Genomic DNA, 25,526 nt, shown 5'->3' with positions numbered 1-25,526 from the left:
GGACATACGGCAATATCCATATCGCCGCCATGACGGAAGCCGAAAAAGCCCGGGAGGAACGGACATCCTCCCGGGCGGTACGGCCGGCCGCTTCGACTAACGATGCTTCGCGATCAGCCCCATCTTCGTCTCCCACACGTCCTCGCTCAAATCGACCGGATACGGCTCCGGGTTCAGCTTGCGCAAATATTGCTCCCAAAACAAGTCCATCTGCCGGCGATGGTACGCGCGAATGTCGTCCAAGCTTGGCAGCGGGCAGACGAGCCGGCCGTTCTCGAACACGGGCACCAGCAGCTCGACCGCCTCGTAATCGGTGACGTACTTGTGCAAGTACGTGTGGACCGGGTCGAACAGCTTGAGCCGCCCCGCCTCCTTCACCCGTTCGTGCGGAAACGCGATGTAGTCTCCCTCCGACTTGCCGTCGCTGCCGACGATCCGGTACACCGTCTTCAAGCCCGGCGTCGTAATTTTCTCGGGATTGCCCGATATTTTAATAACCGGCACGTACGTGTCGCCTTCCTTGCGCGCGACGAGCTTGTAGACGCCCCCGAGCGACGGATTGTCCGCCGCCGTAATGAGCTGCGTGCCGATGCCCCACGCGTCGATGCGGGCCCCCTGCGCTTTCAGGTCGAACATGACGTTTTCGTCCAGATCGTTGCTCGCCGTAATCGTGACGTAGCCGAGCCCCGCCTCGTCGAGCATGTTCCTCGCCTGAATCGACAAGTACGCCAAGTCGCCGCTGTCGAGCCGGATTCCTTTCAGCCGGTGTCCTTTCGCCTCGAGCGCCTTCCCGACCTTGATCGCGTTCGGCACGCCCGAGCGGAGCGTATCGTACGTATCGACGAGCAGCACGCACCGGTCCGGGTGCACCTCGGCGAACGCCTCGAATGCCGCAAGCTCCGACTCGAAGTCCATCACCCATGCGTGCGCATGCGTCCCGACGGTCGGGATGCCGAACTTCCGGCCCGACTCCATGTTGCTCGTGCCGTCGAAGCCCGCGATATAGGCCGCCCGCGATCCCCATATGGCGGCGTCGGCTTCCTGGGCGCGGCGGGTGCCGAATTCGAACAGCGTATCGTTCGGCGCGACCCGCTTGATCCGCGACGCCTTCGTCGCAATCAGCGTCTGGTAGTTCATGAAGTTGAGCAGCGCCGTCTCGATGAGCTGCGCTTCGAAGATGCGGGCTTCGACCCGGATGATCGGCTCGTTCGGGAAGACGACCGTTCCTTCGGGTACGGTGCGCAGCGAGCCGGTGAAGGCGAACCGCTTCAGCTCGTCGAGAAACCCTTCCTCGTAGCCCTCCGGCTGCGCTCGCAGGTAAGCGATATGCTCCTCGCCGAAGCGGAGCGATTCGACGTAATGGACGATGCGCTCCAGCCCCGCGAATACGGCGTATCCGTTGTTGAACGGATTTTTGCGGAAATAGGCGTCGAATACGCGCACCTCGTTATGCCGATTCAGCTTCCAATGGGCGTACATCATGTTGATCTGGTATTTATCGGTATGCAGCGTCAAGTTTCCGTCTTCCATCGTCGTCATCCTCTCCGGCTCGTTAAACGCGTATGGGCTGTCCCCCGCTCACAATCGTCGCCCCGAGCGAGTTTTGGAAATGGCCGAGCGCCCAATCGTGGCCCGGCGGGTTGAACGTCGCGACGGCGTCCGCATGGACGACGATGCGAAGTCCTTTGTTGTACGCGTCCACGGCGGTATGCAGCACGCAAATGTCGGTGCACACCCCGACGAGATGCACTTCCGCAATGCCACGTTCCCGCAGCTTCAGCTCCAAATCGGTGCCGCAAAATGCGCTGTACCGCGTCTTATCCATCCAGTATATCCCGTCGCGTCGGCGGTTATAGACGTCGTCGAGCTTGCCGTACAAGCGGCGGCCTTCCGTCCCGCGGATGTTATGCGGCGGAAACAGCTTGCTCTCCGGGTGGAGCGCGTCGTTCTCCTCGTGCAGGTCGACGGCCATGACGACGTAGTCGCCGCTCGCCGCGAACGTCTCCGTCAGCTCCGCGATGCGGTCCTCGATGTCGATCGCCGGCTGTCCGCACGGCAGCTTCCCTACGACGAAATCGACGGTATAATCGATGACGATCAATGCTTTCATATGGAACGCCTCCTCGGTGAAATCGGATGTGCGCTCGCCGGGAATCGGGCCGTCCGCGGACGTTGTCCCGGTACGCTTATCCGTAAATCGAAAGCTTCGGCTCGCAGCCGGTAAACCGGTACAGCTGGGCGGCCCGCTGCGAATACCGATTGGACCGCTTCAAGGCGCCGTTTTCGTCCCGCGCCGGCTCCAAAATGCCTTCGCGGCTTTGGGTCGACGTCATTTTGCGGATGAAGTTGGGCTCCTCGAAATCCGGCACCACCGTCCGGATGACCTGGTACAGCTCCCCGATCGTAAATTCGGCCGGCAGAAACTGCTTCGCGATCGTCGTCGTCAGCATCTTCACCCGCACTTTCTCCAGCGCGTCCCGTACGATGTCCCCATGGTCGAACGCCAGATCCATCGCCAGCGCCTCGCTTACCGGGAACAGCCGCACGTCCGCCGCATCGTCCTGCGCCCGGCGCCCGGCCAAATACCGCTCGTTCACGAGAGCGAGGAAGGCGTGGGAGATGATCCATCCGCGCGGGTCCCGCTTCGGCTTGCTGTACACGTTGAAATATTCGAGATGGACGTCCGCCACGCCGGTTTCTTCGAGCAGCTCGCGCTTCGCGCAGTCGTACACGCTCTCGTCCTCGTCGCAAAAGCCGCCGGGCAGCGCCCACTGCCCCTCGAACGGCCACCGCTTCCGCCGGATGAGCAGCAGCTGCAGCTCCCGGGCGGGCATCGTTTTTTTGCCCGGCGCCTTCTCCTCCGACGTGATCGTGAAGATGACGATGTCGCTCGGCGCGCCGTCGGGCGTCCGGTAGTTGCTCGCCGTATAGTTGGATTCGTTCTCGAGTTCGTTGTTCGGCTCCATATCGTCTCCTTATACTGTATGATTGATATTATCATATTGACACATTAAAATACCGGTGTCAAGCCGTTGCCCGCGTCAAGGCTGTCCGCTTCCGAATCCCCGCCGGCGCAAATAAAAACGGCCGTCCCGGCCGGCGGATTGCCGGGCGGAACGGCCGCGCGATGACGCGGCAGCGGGCTTACGAGCCCGGATCGCTTTCCAAGATGACGACTTGCTCGGCTTCTGCTTGAACGGGATACGATTCCGCCACGGGATTGTCGCCGAACGAAACTTCGACACGCTGGCCTTTGTGCAGATCGTTCATCGAAGCTTTTTCTTTTTTGCCGTTTTTGACCGCATAGACGCTCGTCGACGGCTTTACCCGGATGCTCGCTTTGTCGAACTTCGTATCGGGCTCGAGCTTGCCCTCGACGAACAGTCCTTTTTCCTTGCCGCCGCTCACGTCGTTGACCGATTGGACGACGCCGCGGATCGATACGTCCAGCCCCTTCCCGCTTCCCTGACTAGCGCCGCAGCCTGCGGCGACGAACAAGATGCCGAGGAGTAAAGCGGCGGATACGGTTTTCTTCATCCGAATTCCTCCCTTCGCGTCGTGCGGGATTGCTTAATAGACGCATCCCGTGACGGAAAGGTTACAGGCCGGAAGCAAGCCGTTCAGACGAACAGCCGCAGCTCCTGCGCCTTCAGCAGCGCCTGCGTCCGCGAGGAGACGCCGAGCTTGCCGTAGATGCGGGACAAGTATACCTTTACCGTTCCTTCGGTTAAATTCAATTCCTTCGCGATCTGCTTGTTGGAGGCGCCTTGGCGAAGCCGGTCGAGCAGAGCCGTCTCGCTGGGGGTGAGCGGCTCGACCAGCGAAGCGGAAGCCGTTGGAGCCGGCTTGCGCCCGGGGAACCGTTCGATCAGCGATCGCGCGTACCCGAGTGCCGCCGTCTCGGTGTCCGATGCCGCGGCGTCTTGACGATGCCGGACGTACTGGAGCAGCAGCTCGGCCATCCGCTCTCCCTCGTCCAGAAACAGCCGGACGTATCCGCAAGGCCGCGCGATCTTCAACGCGTCGTCCAAGCCGCGCAGCGCGCCCGTCCGGTTGCCCCGCCGTTGGTCCGTCAGCGCCTGCAGGACGGCGATCTCCGCCATGCTCGACAAACACCGTTCCCGGATGCTGGGCGGCTTGAGCAGCTCGAGCAGACGGTACGCTTCGTCTTCCCGCCCCTGCCGCTCGAGCAGGCGCGCCAGCGTCAAGTACCCGAACGCTTTGTCGAACGCAGGCTTATCGCCCGGCGACAGCCGGAGCAGCGCCATCCGCTCCTCCGCCCGTTCCGGATCGCCCTCGATCAGATCGAGCCGGGCGAGAAACGTCTGCAGCGGATCGGTCCAGCCGAACTCGTCCCAAGCCTTGACCGTCTCGATCGCCTCCTCGATCGCCTCGCGGGCCAGCAGCGCGCGGCCCTCCGCCAAGCGCAGCCGGGCGTACGTCAGCCGGCTCGGCACGAACAGCCCCGCAACGCGCCGGTCCCGGCCGACCCGCTCCGTCCGGGCGAGCAGCGCCTCGCTCTCCTCCAGCCGGTTCCATTCGTAATATCCTTCGGCTAACGATTGGAGCACGTACTGGGTAATGAGGGCGTCGCCCCATCCTCTGGCATCCAGCATGCCGATAAAACGCAAGGCGATCGCTTCCACCTCGGCGGACAGCGCCCCCTTCAGTCCGAACTCGGTACGCCGCACGAGCGGCTCGGACCGGTTGTAGTTGAAGTTATAGAACACGGCGCTTTCGGGCAGCATGTCCGGGATGCGGTCCGCATAGCCGTACCATTCCGCGAATCGGCCGCCGGCGAAAGCCAAGTTCGCGCGGACGAAGAACAAGCCGCTTGCCAGCTGCTCCCGCTCGTCCGCCGGTGCGGCCGCCGCCGCTTCCTCCAAGCTTGCGAGCAGCGATTCGGCCCGGTCGAACCCGCCTGTCACGACGAGCAAAAACGCGTACAGCAGCGCCAGCTGCGGCGAAAGCCGCGCCGGATCGCCCGGCAGCGCGCCGAACCGGCGCAGCAGCGTCGAGAACTCGCCTCGCTCCAGCGCCGTCCCGATATGCGCCCCGAGCAAACGCTCGGCGAGCGCATACTCTTCCGCCGCGATCGCGTGGTCGATCGCCTCGTCGAGCAGCCCCCGTTCCGCGAAGAGGCGGGCGGCTTTGCCGTGCAGACGTTTCCACCGGGCTTTGTCGCCGCGCTTCAGCTCGTTTTGCAAAAATTCGGCGAACAGATGATGGTACCGGTACCATTCGCCGAAATCGTCGAGCGGGACGAGAAATAAATTCAAGCTTCTCGCCTTCTCGAGCAGCTCCGCGCTGTCCGAACGCCCCGTAAACGCATCGCACAACGCGGCGTCCATCCGCTGCAAAATCGACGTATGGAGTACGAACTCGCGCAGCTCCGGCGCCAGCTCCCGGAACGCCTCCTGCAGCAAATATTCGGACAGCTTCGGGTGATAGCCCGAAAACCTCTCGATAAACGCGTCGACGCTCCGGTGCTGCCGCAGCACGATTGCCACGAGCTGCAAGCCGGCGATCCAGCCTTCGGTGCTGGCCAGCAGCTTCCCGATCTGCTCGCGGGTAAGCGGCAAGCCCGCCGTATGCCGGTAAAACCGGGCCGCCTCCTCCGCGTTGAACAGAAGCTGCAGCGCCCCGACGTCGGCCCGCTCGCCTCTTGCGCTCCATTTGGAGGCCGGGAACGGAAGCCCGGTTCGGCTCGCGATCGCCACGCGAACGTTGTCGGGCAAATAATCAATCATATAGGAAAGGCTGTCGTGGACAGCTTGCTCGGCGATGACATGATAATCGTCCAGCACGAGGACGATCGGCTCGGCGAACGTCGCCAGCTCGTTCAGCAGCGCATCGATGACCGTCGGTACGGATACGTTCGGAAACGCCTGCAGAAGCGGCATGACGCGCCCCGCCGCGATCGTCGGGAGTACTGCGCGCAGCGCCTGAATCGCGTACCGCCAAAACCGGGCCGGGTCGTTGTCCGTCGGGTCGAGCGATACCCATGCAAGATGCGCTTGCTCCCGGCGGGCCCATTGAGCGAGCAGCGTCGTCTTGCCGAAGCCGGCCGGCGCGCAGACGGACAATAGCCGGCAACGGTCGGCGAGCGTCGGCAGCGTTTCGAGAACGGTATCCCGCTCCACTTCGTTGCGCGTCGAAGCGGGCGGTTGAACTTTCGTATGCAGCATGACGGGATCGGACGGTTGCAGCATATGGCCTCCCTGTTCGCTTGCCGGATTGGGGTCGTGCCTCCATTATACCCGAATTAACGCTAGCGGGTATCGGTTCGGCATTCGTTTTGCTCCAACGCTGGCCGCTGCATTTTCCGTCCGATTCCCATTGACCCGCATGACGATTACCGCTAGCATGGAAGCGTAGAGAGAAACCGATAGAGCCGGATAGGAGCGTGCATATGGAAACCGCCAAGCAACGAATCGCGATCGACATGGACGAGGTTGTGGCCGATACGCTCGGCAAGCTGCTTCATTGCTATAACCGGGATTACGAGGATACGGTGACGATCGAAGACCTGCACGGCAAGAAGCTTCGCCAAGTCGCCAAATGCGGGCAGGAGCTGTACCGCTACTTCGACGACCCGACGTTTTTCCGTGACTTGGCCGTCATGCCGGACAGCCAGGACGTCATCCGGGAGCTGCAGACGCGCTACGAAATTTTCATTGCCTCGGCCGCCATGGAGGTTCCCGCTTCGTTCGCCGCCAAGTACGAATGGCTGAAAGAGCATTTTCCGTTCATTCCCGATACGCATATCGTCTTTTGCGGAGACAAAAGCATCATCAACGCGGACTACTTGATCGACGACCACACGTACCAGTTCGCCCGCTTCCGCGGCCAGGGCATTCTGTACACGGCGTCGCACAACTTGGAGGAGACCCGCTACCCGCGCGTGAACAATTGGCGCGACGTGGCGGACATGTTTCTGAAATAAGACAAGCCCGATGTCTCCCGCATGAAGGGAGCCGGTTAGCGGACGTCTCGTTACGCAAGTCGTAGCAGCCGATTCGCCCGCAATGCAAAAGAGCGCCATCGCAGGGATGGCGCTTTTCGCGTTCGGTTTACTACGGCTTGGCGCTTCCCCAGCGGAACGGCGTCGACCCGAAAAACAAATTCGGGTTCACCGGCACGTTGTGCGCCCAGAACGTAAAGTGCAGATGCGGCCCGGTGGAAAACCCGGTCGTCCCGACCAGTCCGATCACGTCGCCCCGCTTCACCCGGGCGCCCGTCTTCACCCGGAGCTCGGACAAATGCGCGTACTGCGAGAATAACCCCATGCCGTGATCGATGTAGATCGAGTTGCCGGTCAAATACAAGCTGTCGGCCAACGCGACGATGCCGTCGTTCGTCGCATGGATCGGGGTTCCTTCCTTGGCGGCGAGATCGATGGCGGTATGCGTGCTGTCCAGCTTGCCGTTCACGTAACGGGTATACCCGTAAGGCGTCGTCAAAATGCCTTCGACCGGCTGCCTAAATTCGGAGGCGAATAAAAATTCGGGCTCCGATCGGGAGCGTGCCGCGTCGATTTTTTTCTGGTCCGCTTGGATGCGTTCCGTTTCGCGCTTCATGCTCTCCATTTGCTTCGATACGGTCAGACGCTGGGTTTCGAACGTTTTCGCTTTGACGGTCAGCGTCCGGTCGCCGATCGCGTAGTCCCCGGGCTTCACCTGCATCGAAATCGGCAAATACGTGTAGTACCCGGCTCCGAACGGCTGCAGCTTGTACGTCTTCCCCTGCCACGCCACTTCGCCGGGCTCGCCGCGCCGCACGAGGACGACGTCGCCCGGCGACGCCTGCTCCGGCTGCACGCTCCAGCCGGCTTGCCGGGCTTGCGCGGCGCCTGCCGCCGCATACATCGCCGCCTCCTCTTGCGCTTGGCGCAAACGAATCTCCTCCGCTTGCAGCGCCTCCCCCGCTTCCGCCGGCATCCCGAGCCGCCACGTCCGACCGCCGTCGGTCGTAAGCAGCAGCGGCGGCACGTCCGGGCTTTCCAAGCCGGACACCAGCGCCCAGCCGACCCGGTCGGTGATGAACTGCGACTGCTTTACCGGATACGGCTTCGTTTCGTAGACGGCCGACTCCGGCTTCGGCGGTCCGCCCGGACCGAAGTCCCAGGCAGCCGCCGAATCGGGGGAGGCCGCCCCCTCCGCCGTGCCTCCCGATGCCGACTGCCCTTGCGGGACCGCCGCGGCGGACTCCTTCCATGTCGCGCCCCCATCCTCCGTCGACTTCACGACGCCGTCGGCGTAGCGCACCCATCCGCGCTCGAAGCCGGTCATCCGGAATTCGACCGCCTCGGGCTTCGGTTTGACCGCCGGCGCCGGCTCGACGGCCGCGGATCGCCCGGCCTCCTGCCCCGCACCGGGAGCTTGCAAGGCTAGCCGATCATATCCGTACCACCCGGCGACGGCGACCACGATCACGGTCAGCCCTGCAAACGCAAGCCGGTATCGGCGCGAGCGCCTCCTCGTCGCCGGCGCATCCGTGCCGCGTTTCGACTGGTCTGGCTTCATCCTGTCCCTCCATTATGTCAACGTATCGCAACTCGATTCGAATCGACCGCAGCCGGTCCTGTCTCCATCATACGATACGTCGGGGCTCAGGCGAAAGAGGTGCCGGGGCGGGAGTAATCGAGCCATGGCGGGGCGAGGTTTTGCAACACGGTCAATGCGGGGACGCTGCGAAGAAAGAAAGCACGCCGACTTTTCCGCCATGTATCGGAAAATCGACGTGCACTTCGAGGGTTCTCTGATTTTTTTGGGCGTAAGCTTCCCTGCTGCCTATTGCCGCTCCTCTCCAGCGGCGGCGACTCCCCGCATGCGCGCGACGAGGTCGCGCAGCGTATCGCGGCGCGCGTACAGCGTCTCCGCGACATCCAGCAGCCATTCCCGCTCGTACGTGCGCTCGCGGAGGCGACCGCGGTCGGCCCTCTCGCGCATTTCGGCCGTCGAAGGACGGACGGTCAATTCTCCTCCCGTCGCATCGTACGAATACGTCAGTCGCCAGCGGCCGGCCGAGACGAGCGCCAGTACCGCATCCAGCAGAGGAATGTCGGCTGCGTTCGCCCGTTCCGTCGCGAGGGAGGCGGGACGTCGGCCGTGACCGTCGCAGCTTTGCCCGGTCCGGATGCCGGCGTACGTCAACCAGCGGACGATGCCGGCGATGTAAGCGTCGAGGCATGACAGCTCGATACGGTCCGGCTCACCCGGGAAGTCGCCTCGGCCGTGGCGCGCTTTGTCCATCGCCTCGCGAAACCGCTCCTCCTCCATGCCGTCTGCGGGCGGGCGAAAGACGAGCGTACGCTCGTCGAAACAATCGCTCCATTCCATCACCGTGCATATGCGCCCGAAAAACTCGCGGTTTGCGCGATTCTCGGCCCGGAAGCCGAAACCGTTCCCTTCCCGCTCCGCCATAAAGCCGTAGCGGACGAACAATCGTTCCCAAGTCGTTATGCCTTCAGTTGTCATTTCGTCGTCCACCTCTCTTGGTTTGCGTCATCGGCATCGGAGGATCGTACAACCGGTTCGGCGTCAGTCCTCCGTCGCTTTCTTCGTCCCTCCGCCATGCTTCGTCACCCATTGGACGTTGACCCGGTCGACCAAATATTTATGCATGCTTCCCCCGCCCACACGAGAAATAATATTTCTTCCAATTCGATCCTCATTTCGACATGTTTCTGGCATTTCCCTGCTTGACTCGACAAGTCGTTAGGAGTTTGGAACTAAAGCGGAGTAGAAATGCGTAAGGAACTTTATGGAATATATGAATGGGAGGGGACGATGCACCTCGACCAAATGGGAAATTGCGGTTGACTTTTATCTAAGTTTTGAATAATAATTCGTCATTGTGAAATTTTATCCATCAAAAAGGAATGAAGCGTGCCCAACCATCTCGTCGCGCATCCTGGGACGTCGATCCTGATGGAAAGGGCGCTGCGAAGCGGCCATGTGGAGCAGGTATCCGCGTTGGCCGAGGCGGTTCCGCAGTCGGACTTCGTCTATACGGACACTTGGGTCGATATGGAGTTTTATCGGGACGAAGCGTACCGCGAGGAAACGGAACGGAGAATACGGACGATGATGCCGTTCCAAGTGAACCGGCAGACGCTGCAAGGGTATGCCCCCTACTTGATGCACGACATGCCCGTCCACCCCGGCTTCGAAATCGAGGAGGAGCTGATCGAGTCGGAACGCTCGATCGTGTACCGCCAAGCCGAGAACCGGATGTATGCGCAGATGGCGCTGATCCTCCATTTGCTCGGCCTGGGATGAACGGCTCGAAGCGACCGGAAGTATATCGCCCGTACGCCAAAAGCTGCCGGGTCTCATACCGGCAGCTTTTTGGACGAACGTTTCCGCTATTCCCGAAGCGCCAAGGCGGCGTTTTGCGGCTGCGGCATCAAACTCATCGCCCGGATTCGCGCCCTGCCTTCCCGGACAGACCAACCGCCCATTTGAGGAAATGACCAGCTTGGGAACTAGGTGCAAGTCGTGATTTACCGAGCGCGGGCTCGGTGTCAGTCTTCGATTGCCTGATACACCATGGTCCAGAAGTCGTGGATAAGATGCGCCGAATCCGGCGTGGACATCCCGACCTGAGTGAGCAGGACTCCGGCGAGCTGTTTGTCCGGGTCGGCATACGCCGAGGTACCGCTTCCGCCGTCCCAGCCGAACTGACCGATGGAAGCGTAGTCGCCGCGGTAGGTGCGTACCGCCATCCCGAAGCCCCAGCCGCCGTGCTGCCCTTGGCCGTGCGACAAATGAACGTTGTTTTTGGCCAAATCGTCCCGGAACGCTTGCTGCTCGGGCGTGAGACGGTTGGTGGTCATCAGCTGGACGGCGGGCCGGGAGAGGATCCGTTCGGTCCCGTGCATCCCTTGGTTCAGCAGCATCCGTAAAAACGCGTCATAGTCGTCGACGGTGGAGAGCAGCCCGCCGCCGCCCGCCTGGAACGCCGGGGGCCTGGTGTAGCGTCCGCCTGCGGCCTCGTCCCACACGATGAACCCTCCGGTCTGCGGATCGGGGATATAGGCGGGCGGCAGCCGGTCAATCTTGTCGGCGGGCACGTGGAAGCCGGTGTCCTTCATCCCCAGCGGATCAAGGAGTCGTTCGCGCAGGAACGTCTCGAATGTCTGACCCGCGACCCTGGCGACGAGTACGCCGAGCACCTCGTTGCTGATGTGGTACTGCCACCGCTCTCCGGGCTGGTAGCTCAGCGGGAGTGCACCCAGGCGGCGCATCCACTCATCCGGCTCGGGCAGCACCACTTGCGGCGTGTCGTAGATCCCCGCCTCGAAGATCGCGTTCTGGATCGGGGAGCCCATCAACGTCAGATCCATTCCAAGCCCGAACGTAGAGGTCAACAGGTCCCGCACGGTGATCGGCCGTCGCGCCGGCACGGTGTCGTCCAGCGGGCCGTCGGGCCGCTTCAGCACCCGCCGGTTTGCGAGTTCGGGCAGCCATTGGTCTACGGGGTCGTCCAGATGCAGCTTGCACTCGTCGAGCAGGATCATCACCGACGCGGCCCCGACCATCTTAGTAGTGGACGCCATCCGGAAGATCGTGTCCCGGCGCATCGGTGCTCCTCCGTCATGGCGCATCGTGCCGATCGCTTCGACGTGCGTCTCGCCGTTGCGGCTGACTAGAGCGACGAGCCCCGGAATCTTCCCGGAATCGACATGCCTTGCCAGCACGTCGCGCATTCTGCGCAATCCATTTTCGGAGAAGCCGCTGTTGCTTCGTTCCATCATCTTTTTCATTTCGTTTCCCTCTCTTTACTTTTTAATTGGCCGTATGGTTTTAAATGATCTACATACCAACCGATGGTATGTATTTGCTTAAAAATAAGCTGCCTTTCGGCAGTGGCAGTTTAGCGATCTTTGCTGGCTTCTCTGGCTGACAAACGAAACAGCTCCTCATAACGTTGAAACATTTGCTCATCGAACAGATCAAGTCCCAAGCCTTTCAGCATTTCATCGAAAAGCTTTACCTTGCGCAGCATCATCTCGGGCGTGGCTTGGATAACCGCTGGGTTGAGCCACAGGTTGGTGAGAATCATCAACGCTTCGCTAAGCTCCCTTGGATAGTCGGTTCGGATCGAGCCGTCCCGCATGCCTTGTTCGATGATGGGCTGAATATAGACGGGAACGGCTTTTTCGATGATATGCTCGATCTGGGCCGCCAGCAGCTTCGGATTGCGCAAAAGGTTCGGTGCCGCCGTCGCCATTTCGTTTTGCGCGGGGTTGTCGAGAGAGACTCGGGAAATCTTGCGCAGCTTCTCCAGGCCGTTCAGCTCCTTGTCGTCCCGGACGCCGGACAGCATCTCGTCAACGTCCTTGAACAAATGGTCGATAACGGCCTGCATGATCTCTTCCTTCGATTTGAAGTGATGATAGATGGCCCCTTTTGTCAGCCCGCCCAGCTCGTTGATAATATCCTGAATGGAGGTCTGCTCGTATCCTTTCTGCATGAACAGGTTAAGAGCGACGGTTAGAATCTGGTTGATCGTTTCCTCCGGATATTTGTTTCTTGCCATTCGCCCCCTCCTTTCATACATTCGGTTGGTATGTAATTAATGTATCCGATCACCCTGTTGATGTCAACCCCATCTTCAGCATATCGTATCGTTTTTTTTCAAAAACCTAACCGCCGCATTATTCCTGCGACGGTCGCGCGACGTTCCTTCCATATCCGAAGGACCGGAGTAGAGCGGCTATGACGGCGAAGCTTAAAACGGCTTGATCACCATCAGCACGATAACGGCAATCATCAGCAGCTGCGCCGCCGATTCCAGCGGCACGATCTTTTTCATCGCGCTAGACAACTCGGCAGGCACCTCATCGCCACGGCTTGCCGCCACTAGCTTCGCGAGTTTGTTCAAACGAGGCTCGATGCATGCGCCAATCGCGACCGCCAGGAGCAGCGACAACAGAATGGACGCATTCAGCCACATTTGGGACAGTCCCATGCCGGTTAAGAGCATGAGCCCGATCCCGGTCGCGATCAGTACGGCCCCGCCTATTTTGGAAAACCAGGACAGCTTGGCCGTCATATCGAAGACAAAGCGAAGCTGGCCGGCGGTTTTGGCGGACCTGCGGACGGCAGGGATGAGAAAGGCGGAGCCCATGAAGGCAATCGCCGAGAGTATATGCAGCACGAGCAGCAATCCGAACATAGGGGATCGTCTCCTTCCGCGCTCAGCTTACCGGCAGCTCGCTTCGGTAAGCGAGACCGACTCTTTTGCCTTTGAACGGCCCTGCAAGCTCGAGGTGATCTAGCATACAGTTCGCTACATCCTCGTAAGCGACATCCAGCTCCTTCAACCGGCTGAACAGGTGGCCGGCCACTTCGGCTTCGGAGAAGTCCTTGATGGTCTCCGGAACAGGCACGGGCAATATGTCCGTGCTCACATGCAAGCGAACGGACGACGGAACATCGGCCGATTCGACCATCGTCCCCGGGCACATGACGGACCAATCGAGCTTGGTCTGCCGCAGCCGTTCCAAATTCCGGTCGTGAGTTTGGTACATGGGCGGGAACCCGGGCAACCGATTACCGATCAGACCGGTATACGGAATGTCGAGCAGCCCGGCGCCTCCCATTACCCATACCCTTCCGGAAAACCGCGTATTATTCTCACATTGGCTGACGATGTTATCGACGATACGAACGAACTCTTCGCCTTGGGAGGCGTAACCGGCTGCGAGAATTGCGGCGTCTTGCTGCGAGAGCGCTTCGTAGACGCTTTCCGGATCCATGATGTCCTTCGCGATCACCCTCACTTGCCCCGCGATCCGCTCGCCTTGCTGCTCGTAAAGCTTCTCGGGATTGCGCACGAAAGCGGTCATTTCATGCCCCCTGTTAACGCCTTGGGCCAGTACCCTTCTTCCCGTATTTCCCGTTGCTCCGAACACCATAATCTTCATCGTCCACTCCCTCTTCCCGGCGATCGCCACATTTCATTGCTGGATTGACTTAAGCTTAGCACCGCCCTAAAATCTTGTTAAGAACCCACTTTCATGTAGGGTACTTACTTGAAAGTAAGCTTGGGCAGGGAGGGATTGGATGGAATCCGGCGCAGAGGCGGCAGTGGAGCGGAAATGTCCGATTGAAACGGTGATTCACGTGCTCGGCGGGAAGTGGAAGCCGATGATCTTATGGCTTTTGGTGGACTCCACCAAACGGTTCAGCGAGCTGGAGAAGCTGATTCCCGAGGTGACGCAGAAAATGCTGGCGCAGCATTTGCGGGAGCTGGAGAACGACCGGCTGGTGACGCGGACGGTTTATCCATCGGTCCCCCCGAAAGTGGAATATTCGTTAAGCGAATACGGCAAGACGCTGGTACCCGTGATGGAGGTCATGTGCGAGTGGGGCGAAACCCATCAGCGGCCGGGCTCCAAGCAGGCTGTCTTGGCACCTGCCATTCCGATGTAGATTAATATAGTGAAAAGGCAAGGAGCTGCTACAAGGCAGCTCCTTGTTACCTAATATGATATTTATTCATGTTAACGTTCCCGTCCGCCGTCCGCTAATACCGGTATTGCTTGCGGAATTCGGACGGGCTCACGCCCATCGCCTTGCGGAACACCCGGCTAAGATAAAAGCCGTTCTCGTAGCCGCATCTTCCCGCTATGACATCGAGCGTCCACTCCGTGATCAGCAGCAGCCTGCATGCCTGTTTTACCCGAATCGACGTTAGATATTGCAAAGGGTTGACGCCGTAGGCGTTTTTGAATCTGCGGATCAGCTGCACGGGCGTCATGCCGAATCGCTGCGCGACATCCCGGATTTCGATCGATTCATGGGCGTGGTTATTCAAATATAACGCGACATCGCGAATGAATTCGTCCTTTTCCAATAAAGGATCGACTTCGGGGGATTCCAGCGCTTGCTGTGCGATCATCAGCCATAAGTCCGCCAAATAATGCTGCTTCAGCTTTTGATTATCGGAGCTATAGGACATTTGTTGGTCCGCCTGCCTTAGGCAGCTGTAGTTTTCGGACAATCGCCTGATCTGCGGCAGCCTTATTTTCCGCTGCGCCAGCAGGGGCTGAAGCTTTAACGGCTCTCCTTCGGGGAGGAGGAACGTAATGGAATGAAAGCTTAAGGGCGTCAGCACGTTTCGATGAAAAGCGATCTGGGGCGGGCACACGACCACGTCTCCGAACTCGGCCACTCCGTAATTTTCTCCAATCTGGTACTCGAACGTTCCTTCCTCCACCGCAAAAAGAACCCAAGTCACGTAAATATCCTTCTCTAGTAGAAATTTGTTTTTTTTGAGCCAGTACATATGGTAGACGATTTCGGGCAAACCTGCAGGCATCTCGCTCCACCTCGTCCGACGTGAAATTTTGGATATGAGAAAGAAATTTTATGAATTCAAATACATAAATGAAAGGTCGTAATATGTAATTAAAGATATCATAGAATGCAAAGGAGTCAATGGATGTGGGGAAGAATGATTCGAAAATGTTGGATACGGACATTTTGATCGCCGGTGGAGGAATGGCGGGGGTTGCGGCGGCATTAGCCGCGGCCCGCAACGGAGCCCGGGTCATTTTATGCCAGGACCGTTCCGTTCTTGGCGGAAACGCATCGTCGGAGATTCGCATGAATATATCCGGCGCATCCACAATCGGGAAGGAGCTGGAGACGGAGCGCAGAGAAAGCGGCATCATCGAAGAAATCGCGCTCGAATGCTCGGTCAGAAATCCGCAGCGGAGCGCGAGTATGCTGGACTTGATCTTATATGAGAAATGCCGCGCCGAACCGAATTTGACCCTGCTGCTGAACACGACGGTTGTCGAAGCCGAAGTCGAGGGCTCCCGTATTCGTTCCGCTTATGCGGTGAGAGAAAGCACGGAAGATAGCTTTACGATTCGGGCTGACATTTTTGTGGATTGTACGGGCGACGGCAGGCTGGGATATGAAGCGGGGGCCTCTTTTATGACCGGCCGGGAAGCGGCCGTGGAATATAACGAATCGGGTGCAAACCTGAACAGAGACGCTTATCGTCTCGGGTCCTCCCTTTTGTTCACATCGAAGGATATGGGACGCCCAATGCCGTTTACCCCGCCGACATGGGCCCGCAAGTTTACGGAGGAAGATTTGAAGTTTAGAAACCACGACACTTGGGAGTTCGGCTATTGGTGGGTAGAATTCGGCGGTACGCTGGATACGATCAAGGATAACGAGCATATCCGCGACGAGCTGCTTGCGATCATGCTTGGGGTGTGGGACCACATCAAAAATAGCGGCAATCACCCCGATGCCGAAAATTGGGCGCTGGATTGGTTCGGCTTTCTTCCGGGCAAAAGAGAGTCCAGGCGATTTATCGGCGAGCACGTACTGACCCAAAACGATATTCAGCAGGCCGTCGACTTCGATGATGTAATCGCTTACGGCGGCTGGTCGATGGATACCCATCCGCCCAAAGGCATCGATGCGAAAGACGAGGAGCCGTGCAATCAGCCGTTTACGCCTTATCTTTACGGCATTCCGCTCCGCTCGATGATAAGCAGGAACATTTTGAATCTGATGTTCGCCGGCCGCAATGTATCGGCTACCCATATCGCGTTCTCCAGCACCAGGGTCATGGCAACTTGCGCGGTCATGGGAGAAGGGCTTGGAACGTTCGCGGCAACGGCGGTGAAGCGCAAACTTCCGCTGGAACAAGCGTGGCGCGAAAGCGGCGTCGTGAAGGAAGCTCAACAGCAGTTGCTTCGGCAGGGGGCCTTTTTGCCCGGCATGAAGCTGGAAAGAAATCTCGCGAAGCTCGCCCGAATATCCGCTTCGTCCGAGCAAATGCAAGGAAAATGCGGAAATGTAGTGGACGGGCATACTCGTGCGGTCCATGGGGAGAAGGGAGTACGTCCCGACTTGACGTCGGTCGGCACGCATCGCTGGATGTCGGAGCCGGGAGACGGCAGCCCTTGGCTGGAGTTGGAGTGGGAGGAGCCGGTAACGGTTTCCCGGATTACGATCGTACTGGATACCGGGCTTCACCGTTTGTTGATGCTATGCCATTTGGACGTGCTTCAGAAGCATATGCAGTGGGGGCGGCCGCAAGCCGAAACGCTGAAGGAGTTTAAGCTGATTGCGCATAGCGAGCAAGGGAGGACGGAAATCGCGCATATCAAGGGCAATTATCAACGAATGATTCATTTGCCGGTAACGCTGAAAAATCTGAAGACGCTCCGTCTGGAGGTCATCTCTACGAACGGTTTGGACCATGCGCGAGTGGTTGAAATCGTTTGCGAGTAACTCGCTTGCGGTCACGTTCTTGGAAGGAGAATGGGATGAATAACGGCAAAGCAAGTCCTGTCTGGCTGTATATGAGAAAAAACAAGTGGCTGTATGTTTTGCTGATACCGGGATTTGTTTATCTGCTTATTTTCAAGTATGTCCCGATGTTCGGCATCGTCATTGCGTTCCAGGATTTCAATTTGCTGAAAGGCATCTGGGGAAGCGATTGGGTCGGCTTCGAAAATTTTCGCTATCTGTTCCAGTCGGATGATTTCTTCACGATTTTACGAAATTCGTTAATCATCAGCTTCTATCAAGTCTTGTTCGGATTTCCCGCGCCGATCTTGCTGGCTATCCTGCTGAACGAAATTCGGAATCTGCTGTTCAAAAGGGTCGCCCAAACGGTGCTGTATTTGCCGCACTTCATATCGTGGGTCGTTATAGCCGGCATCATTATCAACATGCTGTCCCCGTCGTCGGGCTGGGTCAACAGGCTGATCGCAGATTTCGGCGGGGAGCCGATTCATTTCCTGCTGAAGCCCGAATATTTCCGGACTATACTGGTTTCCGCGGAAATATGGAAAGAGCTCGGATGGGGAACGATTATTTACCTGGCCGCGCTTACGTCCGTGGACCCGTCCCTTTATGAATCGGCCACCATCGACGGGGCCAACAGGCTGCAAAAAATATGGTATATTTCGCTTCCCGGCATAACGACGACGATCGTCATTATTTTGGTCTTGCGAGTCGGGAGCGTTTTGGATATCGGCTTCGAGCAAATCTTCTTGTTATACAATCCCGCCACTTACAAAGTGGCCGATGTGTTTGAAACCTATACGTACCGGGTCGGTTTGTTGGAAGGAAGACTCTCGTTCACGGCTGCCGTCGGCTTGTTCAAATCGGTGGTCGGACTCGTTATGATCGTGCTGGCCAACCGGATTGCGCGCTTATTCGGAAAGTCATTATGGTAGGAGGTGAAGAGGAATTTGCACAAGAAAATCGAGCTTTTTGACATCGCCGTCTATCTAATCGTGTCTTTGATTTGCGTGGTCATGCTGTATCCCCTTCTGAACGTCGCCGCGGTTTCGATCAGCTCGCACAGCGCGTATTTGGAAAACCCGATGCGCATATGGCCCGGCGAAATATCGTTCGACGCCTATAAGGACATCCTTTCGCATCCCGTTCTTGCCAGAAGCTATTTAAATACGCTCATTGTTACCGTCAGCGGCGTAGCATTAGGCATCTTTCTGTATATCATTACGGCGTATCCTCTCTCCAAACCGCATTTGAAAGGCAGAGCGATCCTGATCAATTTGGTCATCTTCACGATGCTGTTCAACGGCGGACTCATTCCGAACTTTTATTTGATTCGTTCGCTCGGCATGCTGGACACGCTGGCCGCTCTCGTGTTTCCCGGATTGTTTTCCGCATTCAGCTTGATCCTGATGGTCAATTTTATGCAGAACATTCCGGAGGAGCTGGAGGAAGCGGCCAAGATGGACGGAGCCTCCGAGCCCTACATTTTGTTCAAAATCGTCGTTCCGCTCTCCATGCCGATTATCGCCACATTGACGCTGTTCGCGGCGGTAGGCTATTGGAACAGCTTTTTCTCTGCGGTCATCTATATCCGAAGCGTGGAAAACTGGCCGTTGATGCTATTTTTGCGGGAGGTCATCGAGGGCGCCAAAATGCTGCAAATTTCTGCGGGCGATAACAGCGCCGAGATCGGCAATATGAACGTCATGCCGGAGACGCTGAAATACGCGACGATCATGATCGTCATGGTCCCGATTTTGTCGGTGTACCCGTTTCTGCAACGATTTTTCGTCAAAGGAATTATGCTGGGGTCCGTAAAAGGTTGATTGCGCCGGATCCTTGTCATAGATAAACATTCCAAGGGGGCTGAACCAAGATGTTTAAGAAAGTATGGGCCGGGGTGGGAGCCGCGGTGCTGCTCGCCGGAGTTACCGCGTGCGGAAGCAAAGACAAGCCGGCGGAAACCGCCAAAGCCAAAGCAAGCATGAAGATTATGGGCAATTTTGCATCATCCAACCTTTCGGAAACGGACAAGCTGCTTGTTCAATCCATCGAGAAAGCAACGAATACGGAGATCAAATTCGACATACCGCCGTCGACAGGCTACAGTGAGCGGCTTCAATTATCGCTTACGACCGGAGATTTCCCCGACGTCGTCTATTTTCCGAGTCCCAGCGATGCCGCGTTCTTGAAAGCGGTTAAGGACGGCGTTATCCTCCCGATCGATGATTATTTGAAGAGCGCCGACAACATTAAAAAATATTCGTATGACATCTCATGGGACGCCTTGCAGGTAAACAACGACGGCAAAATTTACGGCATTCCGCGGACGACCGTTATTCGCTCCGACGGGTACTGGCTCCGAAAAGACTGGCTCGATAAATGGAATATCAAGCTCCCGGACAATAACGAAATTACGCTGGATCAAATGATCGAGATTATGCGCAAATTTTCGAAGGAAGACCCGGACGGCAATGGAAAGCACGATACGTACGGGTACGGTACGGCCGCATCCGGAAGCAATAAATCGCTCAAGCCGATTTTCCAGAACGAGCTCGGCCTTTACGGCTGGCAGGAGACCGGCGGGGGCGAGTATAAATACATGAATCCCCAGTACGATGTGAACTCCGATCAATATACGAAGGCTTTGGAGTTAACGGCCAAGCTGTTCAAAGAAGGGCTGATCGATCCGGATTCGCCTTCGATCGATGCCACTAAAACGCTGGAACGGTTTCAAAGCGGCAAAACGGGGGTAATCGAAGGGTTTGCAGGTCATTACGAAACCTTCCTGAATGCCGGTAAAAAGATCAACCCGAATTTCGATCTTGCCTATGTATTCGTTAAGAACGAGCAAGGCGAGATGAAAGGTCTGGGGCTTGGAACAGGGTTGTGGGGCTTCTGGGCGGTAACGCGCAATGCGAAGGATCCGCAAAGAGTCGTCGACGTATTCGACTACATGCTATCGGACAAAGGCTGGGATTCCATCTACGCCGGCGTGGAAGGGTATGATTTCAAGGTGGAAAACAACAAGCGCACCTTTGTGGAGCCGCCGCTGGAAACGTTTGTCCGCAAAAATATGGTTCGCCGCGCCAACGACTACATGTTCTTCATTAATCCGGCTATGTCGGAGGAGCTGAAACAGAAGCTCGTGCCGAATATCGAGAAGGCCGTAAAAAGAATCGTGATGTCCAAGGACCGCGATTTCACGCCGGCGATTGCGAAAACGCCGCCTTACCTGGATTTCAACAAAAAGTTCAGCGAAGTTACGACGAAAATCATTATCGGCGATGCGGAGCCGTCCGAGTACAAGAAGGTGCTGCAGGACTGGCATACGAAATTCGGCCAAACGTATCTGAAGGAAATGAACGATTATATCGCTCAAATGGAAAGCAAGAAGTAAGGTGGAAAGATTGTTCCCGCTCCCTCTATTGGGGGTGAAACAATAAAACACCTCGGCCATCAGGCCGGAGCCTCTCGGAATGATCGTTCCGAGAGGCTTAAAAAAAGGAGGATTCGATTTTGAGCTTGATGAAAGGAAAAAGGTTCATTTTGCTGTTGATTTTCATTATGGCCGTAACCCCGTTAGTAACGGCGGCCGGGCAAGCGAGCGCCAATGATCAGGGCTTGGCGGTTGAGGCAGGAAAGAACCAAGGCTTGGAGCAAGGCGTTGTGCTTGTAAGCGACGGCAACCCTTCGGCAACGGTTGTGACGACGGTATATGCTGCGGCATTGGAGAAGAAGGCGGCAACGGAGCTGGTGTCTTACATCAAAAGCATATCCGGGGCGGAGCTCCCCATTGTGACGAATGAGGCGGAGGCAACCGGAACGAAAATCTTTATCGGAGGGGCAACACCTGATATCGACTTGAACGCCATTCGTCAAGGCGGAGACGATCCCGCATCTTTCCGTTTAGCGGCAGCGGCGGACTCCATCCGGTTGTACGGGCTTTCGGATCAAGGTACGTTATTTGCAGCCTTCGAGCTTCTTGAGCAGCTTGGCGTACGTTGGTTCATGCCCGGCGACATGGGCACGGTAATCCCGTTCAACAAAACGATAGCGCTTCCAATACAAGATACGATTCAGCACCCGGGTTTTTCGGCCAGGGCGATGCAAGCAACCGAAGCCTATCAGAAACCGCCCGGACTTCCGAATGGTGTCCATTTGAATGAAGGCAAGCCTTGGGTCGAGCATATGAGGCTCAATCAAAAGTTTTACGGAACGCATGGCATTCCGTGCGCCTTCACCCCAAAGACTCGGCCCGATCTGTTTCTGCCGAACGAGAATGGAACGCCGACGAATCAATTCGACGTCACGAAGTCTGACGTTTTGGCCTGTGTCGTACAGAGCTCGGTGACGAAATTGCAGCAAGATCCGAATCTGAAAGTGCTGCACATGGGACCGAACGACGGTCTTGTGAAGGTGCTTCAGCCTAATCCGGACTGGGATGGGACCGACTGGGATGCTACGCACGACACGTTGTCGTTAACGGATCGTTATGTGAAATTTTACAATCTTGTTCTGGAAGAGCTTGAGAAGCTCGGATATACGGATGTCAGCATCGCCTTCTACGCTTACGACACGTACTACCAACCGCCGGTACGCTGGACACCGAATCCGAAACTCATTCCGGTTATCGCTTCGATTACGGTAGACCGTTACCATGCCATAGACAATCCTCTTTCCTGGGAGCGCGGTCACCTGAAAGATATGATTGATGGATGGAGAAGGTTGGGTGTTAAACCTTTCATTTATCAATACTTATACAATCTTGCCGATCCCGGCCTTCCCTTTTCGCCCGTCGATCAAGTGTCCAGCGAGTTTAAGTTTTATAAGCATAACGGCATCACCGGCATTCGCGCCGAAAACTTGCCGGCTTGGGCCTATCACGGTCCGGGACTTTATTTGGCGGCCAAGATGATGTGGAATCCGGATCTGGATGTCGAGGCTTTGCTGGACGATTACTATACGAAGTTATACGGTCCTGCGGCCAAATCTATGCGGGAGCATTTTGAAGCGCTGGAGCAAGCTTTTGCCAAGGCCGATTCCTTTGCCGGAAACATCTATGATTTCCCTCACATTTTGACGGACAAGGTTAGGAAAGAAATGGAGAAAACGCTCGGCAAAGCCGAGAAGGAAGCGAGTCAATCGAACGACCCGGTATACGGCAAACGCGTTGCGATGGTGCGGCTTGCTTACAGCTTCGGCGACAATTTCCTCGGCATGATGGATACCATCAATCGCTTGGATTTTGTGAAGGCCAAAGAGCAGTTGGATCGAATTTATGCTCTCCGGAATGAAGCTGTCCTCCATTCCCCTGTCGTTTTAAATCCGTGGGCATCGTTTCTGTATACGGATATATTTTGGAAAAATATGGTCACCCAAGGCGAGCAGCGCGTTACCGGAGGAAACCGGGTTGTCGCCCAAATGCCCGACGAATGGAACGTCATGCTGCTCCCGCACGACAACGGCGATCTGTTAGGCTTGTGGAAACCCGGCTTGGGAACGAAGTCGTGGATGAAGCTGAAGACGTATTCCGAGACATGGTCCAGCCAAGGACTTCGCTATTACAAAGGCCACGCTTGGTATCGGACGGAGGTTAAGGTAGACAAGAAATTCGACAACGGCAATCCGATCCGCCTTTGGTTCAGCAGTATCGACGAGACGGCCCGGGTTTGGATGAACGGGCAAGAACTGCCGTTAGTGAAAAAGGGCAGCGGGTTAACGTCGCCATGGGAGTTTGATGCTACTAACGCAATCCAATTCGGACAGTCCAATTTGATCGTTGTTGATGTAGGCAATGCCGTATTGGATGAATTGGGTACAGGCGGTATTACGGGCCCGGCCATGCTTTGGGAGGCTGTGTCCGACTAATCTGTCATTCATTGGTGAGGGAGGATTCGGCATGCCGGGTAAACGGAAGCAAGGCAACGCGAAAGCGCAAGGGCACGCATTCGATGAGACGGAGGCGGCGGGCGGGCAACCCTGCGCAAGCATCGAGGAACGGAAAGGTGCAGAAACGGAGGGCAAAATTACCCGCAGGACACTGATCGCTTCTTTAGGTACGGCCGGGGCCGCAATCGCGTTTGCCGGACCTGCGGCATGGGGGAAGGCGGCTTCCGGCCCACCGGTGACGTCAGCGGTTTACGGGGGTCCGGACAGCGGGGTTTCCTTGTCCTGCAAAGTGGAAACCATCGATTCCGTTCATGCATTGTTGGATCAAACGGCAGATGAACAAACCATGTATTGGGTAAAAGCGTATTATGTCGGCGAACGGGTCGGCGGCGGCGAATTTTTCTACAAGCCGGATGAGCCGAAGGCGAACCATAACGGCGGCGACATCATTAGCAGCACCGTTCCTTGGGACGGGTCGGCAGCGGCACTGGCCGATTTTTTAAGCGGAACGGGCGAGACGAACCCGGGCGGTAACGGCTGTTTCGTCCGCAAATCTTGCGTATTGAACCCGTATATGTTCGGTTGCCTTGACGGCGTGGACCTCACCGCAGGGTTGCAAGCGTTTGCGGCGCGTGCGTCGACAGTGAAAGGTGAGATCAACTGGGACATCGACACGATCGTTTCAAGCAAAATCGTATTTCGCGGCGGCAGTGCGGAGTGGCCGTCGACAGTCTGCGGCACGCTCAAGCTGCAATCGAATTACGCCTCCGACGACTGGATGCTGGAAATCGACCGCTTCCCGTATACCCAGTTCGACAGTTTTGTTTTGAAAGGAAAAGGCAATCCGGTTCTGACGTCAAGAACGAATCATCGGGGAGCCAAAATCACGGACGTCAGCGGCAGCGTATTCCGCAGGATGGACGTACGTTATATGAAAGTGCAAGGAATCGAAATCAACTTCAACGCTTACCACGTGCAAATCGAATCGGTTGCGGCGTTTTATTGCGGATTTGGTATCACGCCGACAATCGGGAAAGTGTTTCAATATGCCGGGCATTCCTTGTCCGGATCCAGCGGAGGTCCCGCGCAGTTTACCCAATTTACCGGCGTCACCGATATTCCGGACGAAGCGCAAGTCGGCTCTAGCCTTGTTATCGGCAGAAACGAATATACGATTACGGATATCGACCGCAACTCGGGGACCGTCACCGTCCGGCTGTGGGTGACCAACGACGATTTCGCGTTTGCAAAAGAACCGTACTGGTGCATCGGGTCCGGCTTTAAAGTTGCGGGCGGCACGACAGGCCCGCTTTCCGTAACTTCGATGACAACGCTTGGCTGTTCCATCGGCTATTTTATCTCTCAATTGTATCCCGGTTTTGTCGGCAAGCTGAGCGGCGAATCCAATCTCGTAACGGCCAAACTCGGCTCCAGTCCTTACAACGGCCATTTAGGCGGTTTTCTCGATACCGTATATGCCGAAGCCGGACGAATCGCTGTCTCCAATAACAACGTGATCGGACGGTACGTCATCGGAAATCTGGATCCGGTTACATGCGACCAGCGAATCAGCCAAGGCGTCGGGCGCTATCTGATCGATTTTGATTTCAGCAAAGGCGCCGTTGAAGCGATCGATCTCGATTTCCAGGATCCTTCCGCCGCCACCGCCTACCGCAGACTGGAAGTGCCGGTCGTGGATCCCGCCATTTACGGTCCGGACGTGCCTGCCACCGTCGTTACCGGTACAAGTGCGACGCTTGCTTTTTCGCGCGACGACTTCATCTCATCCGGCATTTCCCACCGGCTGCTCGTGTTTCCGCGAACGGGGACGCGAACGGTCACCATCAATGCCGGTGCCGGTACGACGATCGGCAGTCCCGCCGCTTCCTCGCAATCGTTCATGTTGAGCGGGCCGAGCCTCCTGTTTGCGGAATTTTACCGCGCCTCCAAAAATTGGCGCATCAGCCGCTTTGACGCGAGCTCCGCGCTCGTTGCCGCGACATTGTACAATGCGCCGTCTCTCGCAAGCGGAGAGCGCGATCCGGCCCCGCCTTCTCTCCCTGTATCCGGCGCCGCATTGGGCGATTTCGTCGAAGCGTCGCTGAGCGTCAACCCCCAGGGCATCGAGTTGTTTCCGTACGTTTCGGCGCCGGGTACGGTCACCGTGGAAGTGGTCAACCGGATGCCGACAACGATCGATTTGCCCAATGCCACGTTGACCGTGCGCGTGCACAAACGGTAGACGCAACAAAAAGCGATCGTTAACGAAACGGTCCGGAGCAGGATGCTCCGGGCCTTTTCCTTTTTGTTTACTCTTCAGGCAACGGTCGCATGACGTTTATG

At 57.3% G+C, this 25,526-nt stretch carries 21 protein-coding genes; 9 read left to right on the top strand and 12 right to left on the bottom strand.

Annotation, left to right across the window (positions count from 1 at the left end):
- Positions 1 to 96: 96 nt before the first annotated feature.
- The 5 genes from DLM86_RS24345 to DLM86_RS24325 all read right to left on the bottom strand — a co-directional run bounded on the left by DLM86_RS24345 (position 97) and on the right by DLM86_RS24325 (position 6,212).
- Complete coding sequence (locus DLM86_RS24345) at positions 97 to 1,530, bottom strand: nicotinate phosphoribosyltransferase (RefSeq protein ID WP_110842778.1); 1,434 nt, start codon at positions 1,528 to 1,530, stop codon at positions 97 to 99.
- 22 nt (positions 1,531 to 1,552) lie between these two features.
- On the bottom strand, positions 1,553 to 2,110 hold the full coding sequence (locus DLM86_RS24340) for a cysteine hydrolase family protein (RefSeq protein WP_110842671.1): 558 nt from the start codon (positions 2,108 to 2,110) through the stop codon (positions 1,553 to 1,555).
- A gap of 76 nt (positions 2,111 to 2,186) precedes the next feature.
- A complete protein-coding gene (locus DLM86_RS24335) occupies positions 2,187 to 2,966 on the bottom strand; it encodes an NUDIX domain-containing protein (protein WP_110842670.1) in 780 nt (259 codons plus the stop codon).
- Positions 2,967 to 3,144: 178 nt separating this feature from the next.
- Entirely contained in the window at positions 3,145 to 3,537 is a 393-nt protein-coding gene (locus tag DLM86_RS24330; RefSeq protein WP_110842669.1) for a DUF3221 domain-containing protein, read from the bottom strand.
- A gap of 83 nt (positions 3,538 to 3,620) precedes the next feature.
- On the bottom strand, positions 3,621 to 6,212 hold the full coding sequence (locus DLM86_RS24325) for a winged helix-turn-helix domain-containing protein (RefSeq protein ID WP_110842668.1): 2,592 nt from the start codon (positions 6,210 to 6,212) through the stop codon (positions 3,621 to 3,623).
- A gap of 200 nt (positions 6,213 to 6,412) precedes the next feature.
- Here DLM86_RS24325 and DLM86_RS24320 point away from each other — a divergent pair, with 200 nt between their 5' ends.
- A complete protein-coding gene (locus tag DLM86_RS24320; protein ID WP_110842667.1) occupies positions 6,413 to 6,946 on the top strand; it encodes a 5' nucleotidase, NT5C type in 534 nt (177 codons plus the stop codon).
- Positions 6,947 to 7,076: 130 nt separating this feature from the next.
- Here DLM86_RS24320 and DLM86_RS24315 read toward each other — a convergent pair whose 3' ends face one another.
- On the bottom strand, positions 7,077 to 8,525 hold the full coding sequence (locus DLM86_RS24315) for a M23 family metallopeptidase (RefSeq protein WP_110842666.1): 1,449 nt from the start codon (positions 8,523 to 8,525) through the stop codon (positions 7,077 to 7,079).
- Positions 8,526 to 8,792: 267 nt separating this feature from the next.
- Positions 8,793 to 9,479: a hypothetical protein gene (locus DLM86_RS24310; RefSeq protein ID WP_146250285.1), complete on the bottom strand. Its 687-nt coding sequence runs from the start codon at positions 9,477 to 9,479 to the stop codon at positions 8,793 to 8,795.
- Between the two features lie 411 nt (positions 9,480 to 9,890).
- On the opposite strand from DLM86_RS24310, the gene DLM86_RS24305 reads away from it, so the two are divergent.
- Positions 9,891 to 10,283, top strand: coding sequence for a Rossmann-fold NAD(P)-binding domain-containing protein (locus DLM86_RS24305; RefSeq protein ID WP_245954874.1), 393 nt, complete (start codon positions 9,891 to 9,893; stop codon positions 10,281 to 10,283).
- A 245-nt stretch (positions 10,284 to 10,528) separates the two neighbouring features.
- Here the strand turns inward: DLM86_RS24305 and DLM86_RS24300 are convergent, their stop codons facing one another.
- The 4 genes from DLM86_RS24300 to DLM86_RS24285 form a co-directional block, all read right to left on the bottom strand.
- A complete protein-coding gene (locus DLM86_RS24300; RefSeq protein WP_110842776.1) occupies positions 10,529 to 11,758 on the bottom strand; it encodes a serine hydrolase domain-containing protein in 1,230 nt (409 codons plus the stop codon).
- A gap of 122 nt (positions 11,759 to 11,880) precedes the next feature.
- Positions 11,881 to 12,546, bottom strand: coding sequence for a TetR/AcrR family transcriptional regulator (locus DLM86_RS24295; protein WP_110842664.1), 666 nt, complete (start codon positions 12,544 to 12,546; stop codon positions 11,881 to 11,883).
- 192 nt (positions 12,547 to 12,738) lie between these two features.
- Positions 12,739 to 13,185 carry a DUF2269 family protein gene (locus DLM86_RS24290; protein WP_110842663.1) on the bottom strand — a complete coding sequence of 149 codons (447 nt, stop codon included), beginning with the start codon at positions 13,183 to 13,185 and terminating at the stop codon, positions 12,739 to 12,741.
- Positions 13,186 to 13,207: 22 nt separating this feature from the next.
- On the bottom strand, positions 13,208 to 13,927 hold the full coding sequence (locus DLM86_RS24285) for an NAD(P)-dependent oxidoreductase (protein WP_245954894.1): 720 nt from the start codon (positions 13,925 to 13,927) through the stop codon (positions 13,208 to 13,210).
- Positions 13,928 to 14,075: 148 nt separating this feature from the next.
- Here DLM86_RS24285 and DLM86_RS24280 point away from each other — a divergent pair, with 148 nt between their 5' ends.
- Entirely contained in the window at positions 14,076 to 14,444 is a 369-nt protein-coding gene (locus DLM86_RS24280; protein WP_110842661.1) for a winged helix-turn-helix transcriptional regulator, read from the top strand.
- Between the two features lie 94 nt (positions 14,445 to 14,538).
- Here DLM86_RS24280 and DLM86_RS24275 read toward each other — a convergent pair whose 3' ends face one another.
- A complete protein-coding gene (locus DLM86_RS24275; RefSeq protein ID WP_110842660.1) occupies positions 14,539 to 15,333 on the bottom strand; it encodes a helix-turn-helix domain-containing protein in 795 nt (264 codons plus the stop codon).
- A gap of 125 nt (positions 15,334 to 15,458) precedes the next feature.
- On the opposite strand from DLM86_RS24275, the gene DLM86_RS24270 reads away from it, so the two are divergent.
- From DLM86_RS24270 to DLM86_RS24245, 6 genes are all read left to right on the top strand, one after another.
- Complete coding sequence (locus tag DLM86_RS24270) at positions 15,459 to 17,273, top strand: FAD-dependent oxidoreductase (RefSeq protein WP_211326581.1); 1,815 nt, start codon at positions 15,459 to 15,461, stop codon at positions 17,271 to 17,273.
- Positions 17,274 to 17,308: 35 nt separating this feature from the next.
- Complete coding sequence (locus tag DLM86_RS24265) at positions 17,309 to 18,226, top strand: ABC transporter permease (RefSeq protein WP_245954872.1); 918 nt, start codon at positions 17,309 to 17,311, stop codon at positions 18,224 to 18,226.
- A 15-nt stretch (positions 18,227 to 18,241) separates the two neighbouring features.
- The gene (locus DLM86_RS24260; protein WP_211326580.1) at positions 18,242 to 19,117 is read left to right on the top strand and encodes a carbohydrate ABC transporter permease; all 876 of its coding nucleotides are present in this window, start codon (positions 18,242 to 18,244) and stop codon (positions 19,115 to 19,117) included.
- A gap of 50 nt (positions 19,118 to 19,167) precedes the next feature.
- Complete coding sequence (locus DLM86_RS24255) at positions 19,168 to 20,691, top strand: extracellular solute-binding protein (protein WP_110842659.1); 1,524 nt, start codon at positions 19,168 to 19,170, stop codon at positions 20,689 to 20,691.
- A 128-nt stretch (positions 20,692 to 20,819) separates the two neighbouring features.
- Positions 20,820 to 23,162: a DUF4838 domain-containing protein gene (locus tag DLM86_RS24250; protein ID WP_245954890.1), complete on the top strand. Its 2,343-nt coding sequence runs from the start codon at positions 20,820 to 20,822 to the stop codon at positions 23,160 to 23,162.
- The gene (locus DLM86_RS24245) at positions 23,101 to 25,425 is read left to right on the top strand and encodes a hypothetical protein (protein ID WP_146250284.1); all 2,325 of its coding nucleotides are present in this window, start codon (positions 23,101 to 23,103) and stop codon (positions 25,423 to 25,425) included. The genes DLM86_RS24250 and DLM86_RS24245 overlap by 62 nt, the downstream gene beginning before the upstream one ends.
- Positions 25,426 to 25,526: the final 101 nt, after the last annotated feature.

The sequence above is a fragment of the Paenibacillus flagellatus genome (genome assembly GCF_003217775.1).
GTDB lineage: Bacteria > Bacillota > Bacilli > Paenibacillales > NBRC-103111 > Paenibacillus_AB > Paenibacillus_AB flagellatus.
The sequence above is the reverse complement of the archived record's forward strand: the minus strand, read 5'-3'. Positions and strand labels throughout refer to the sequence as shown.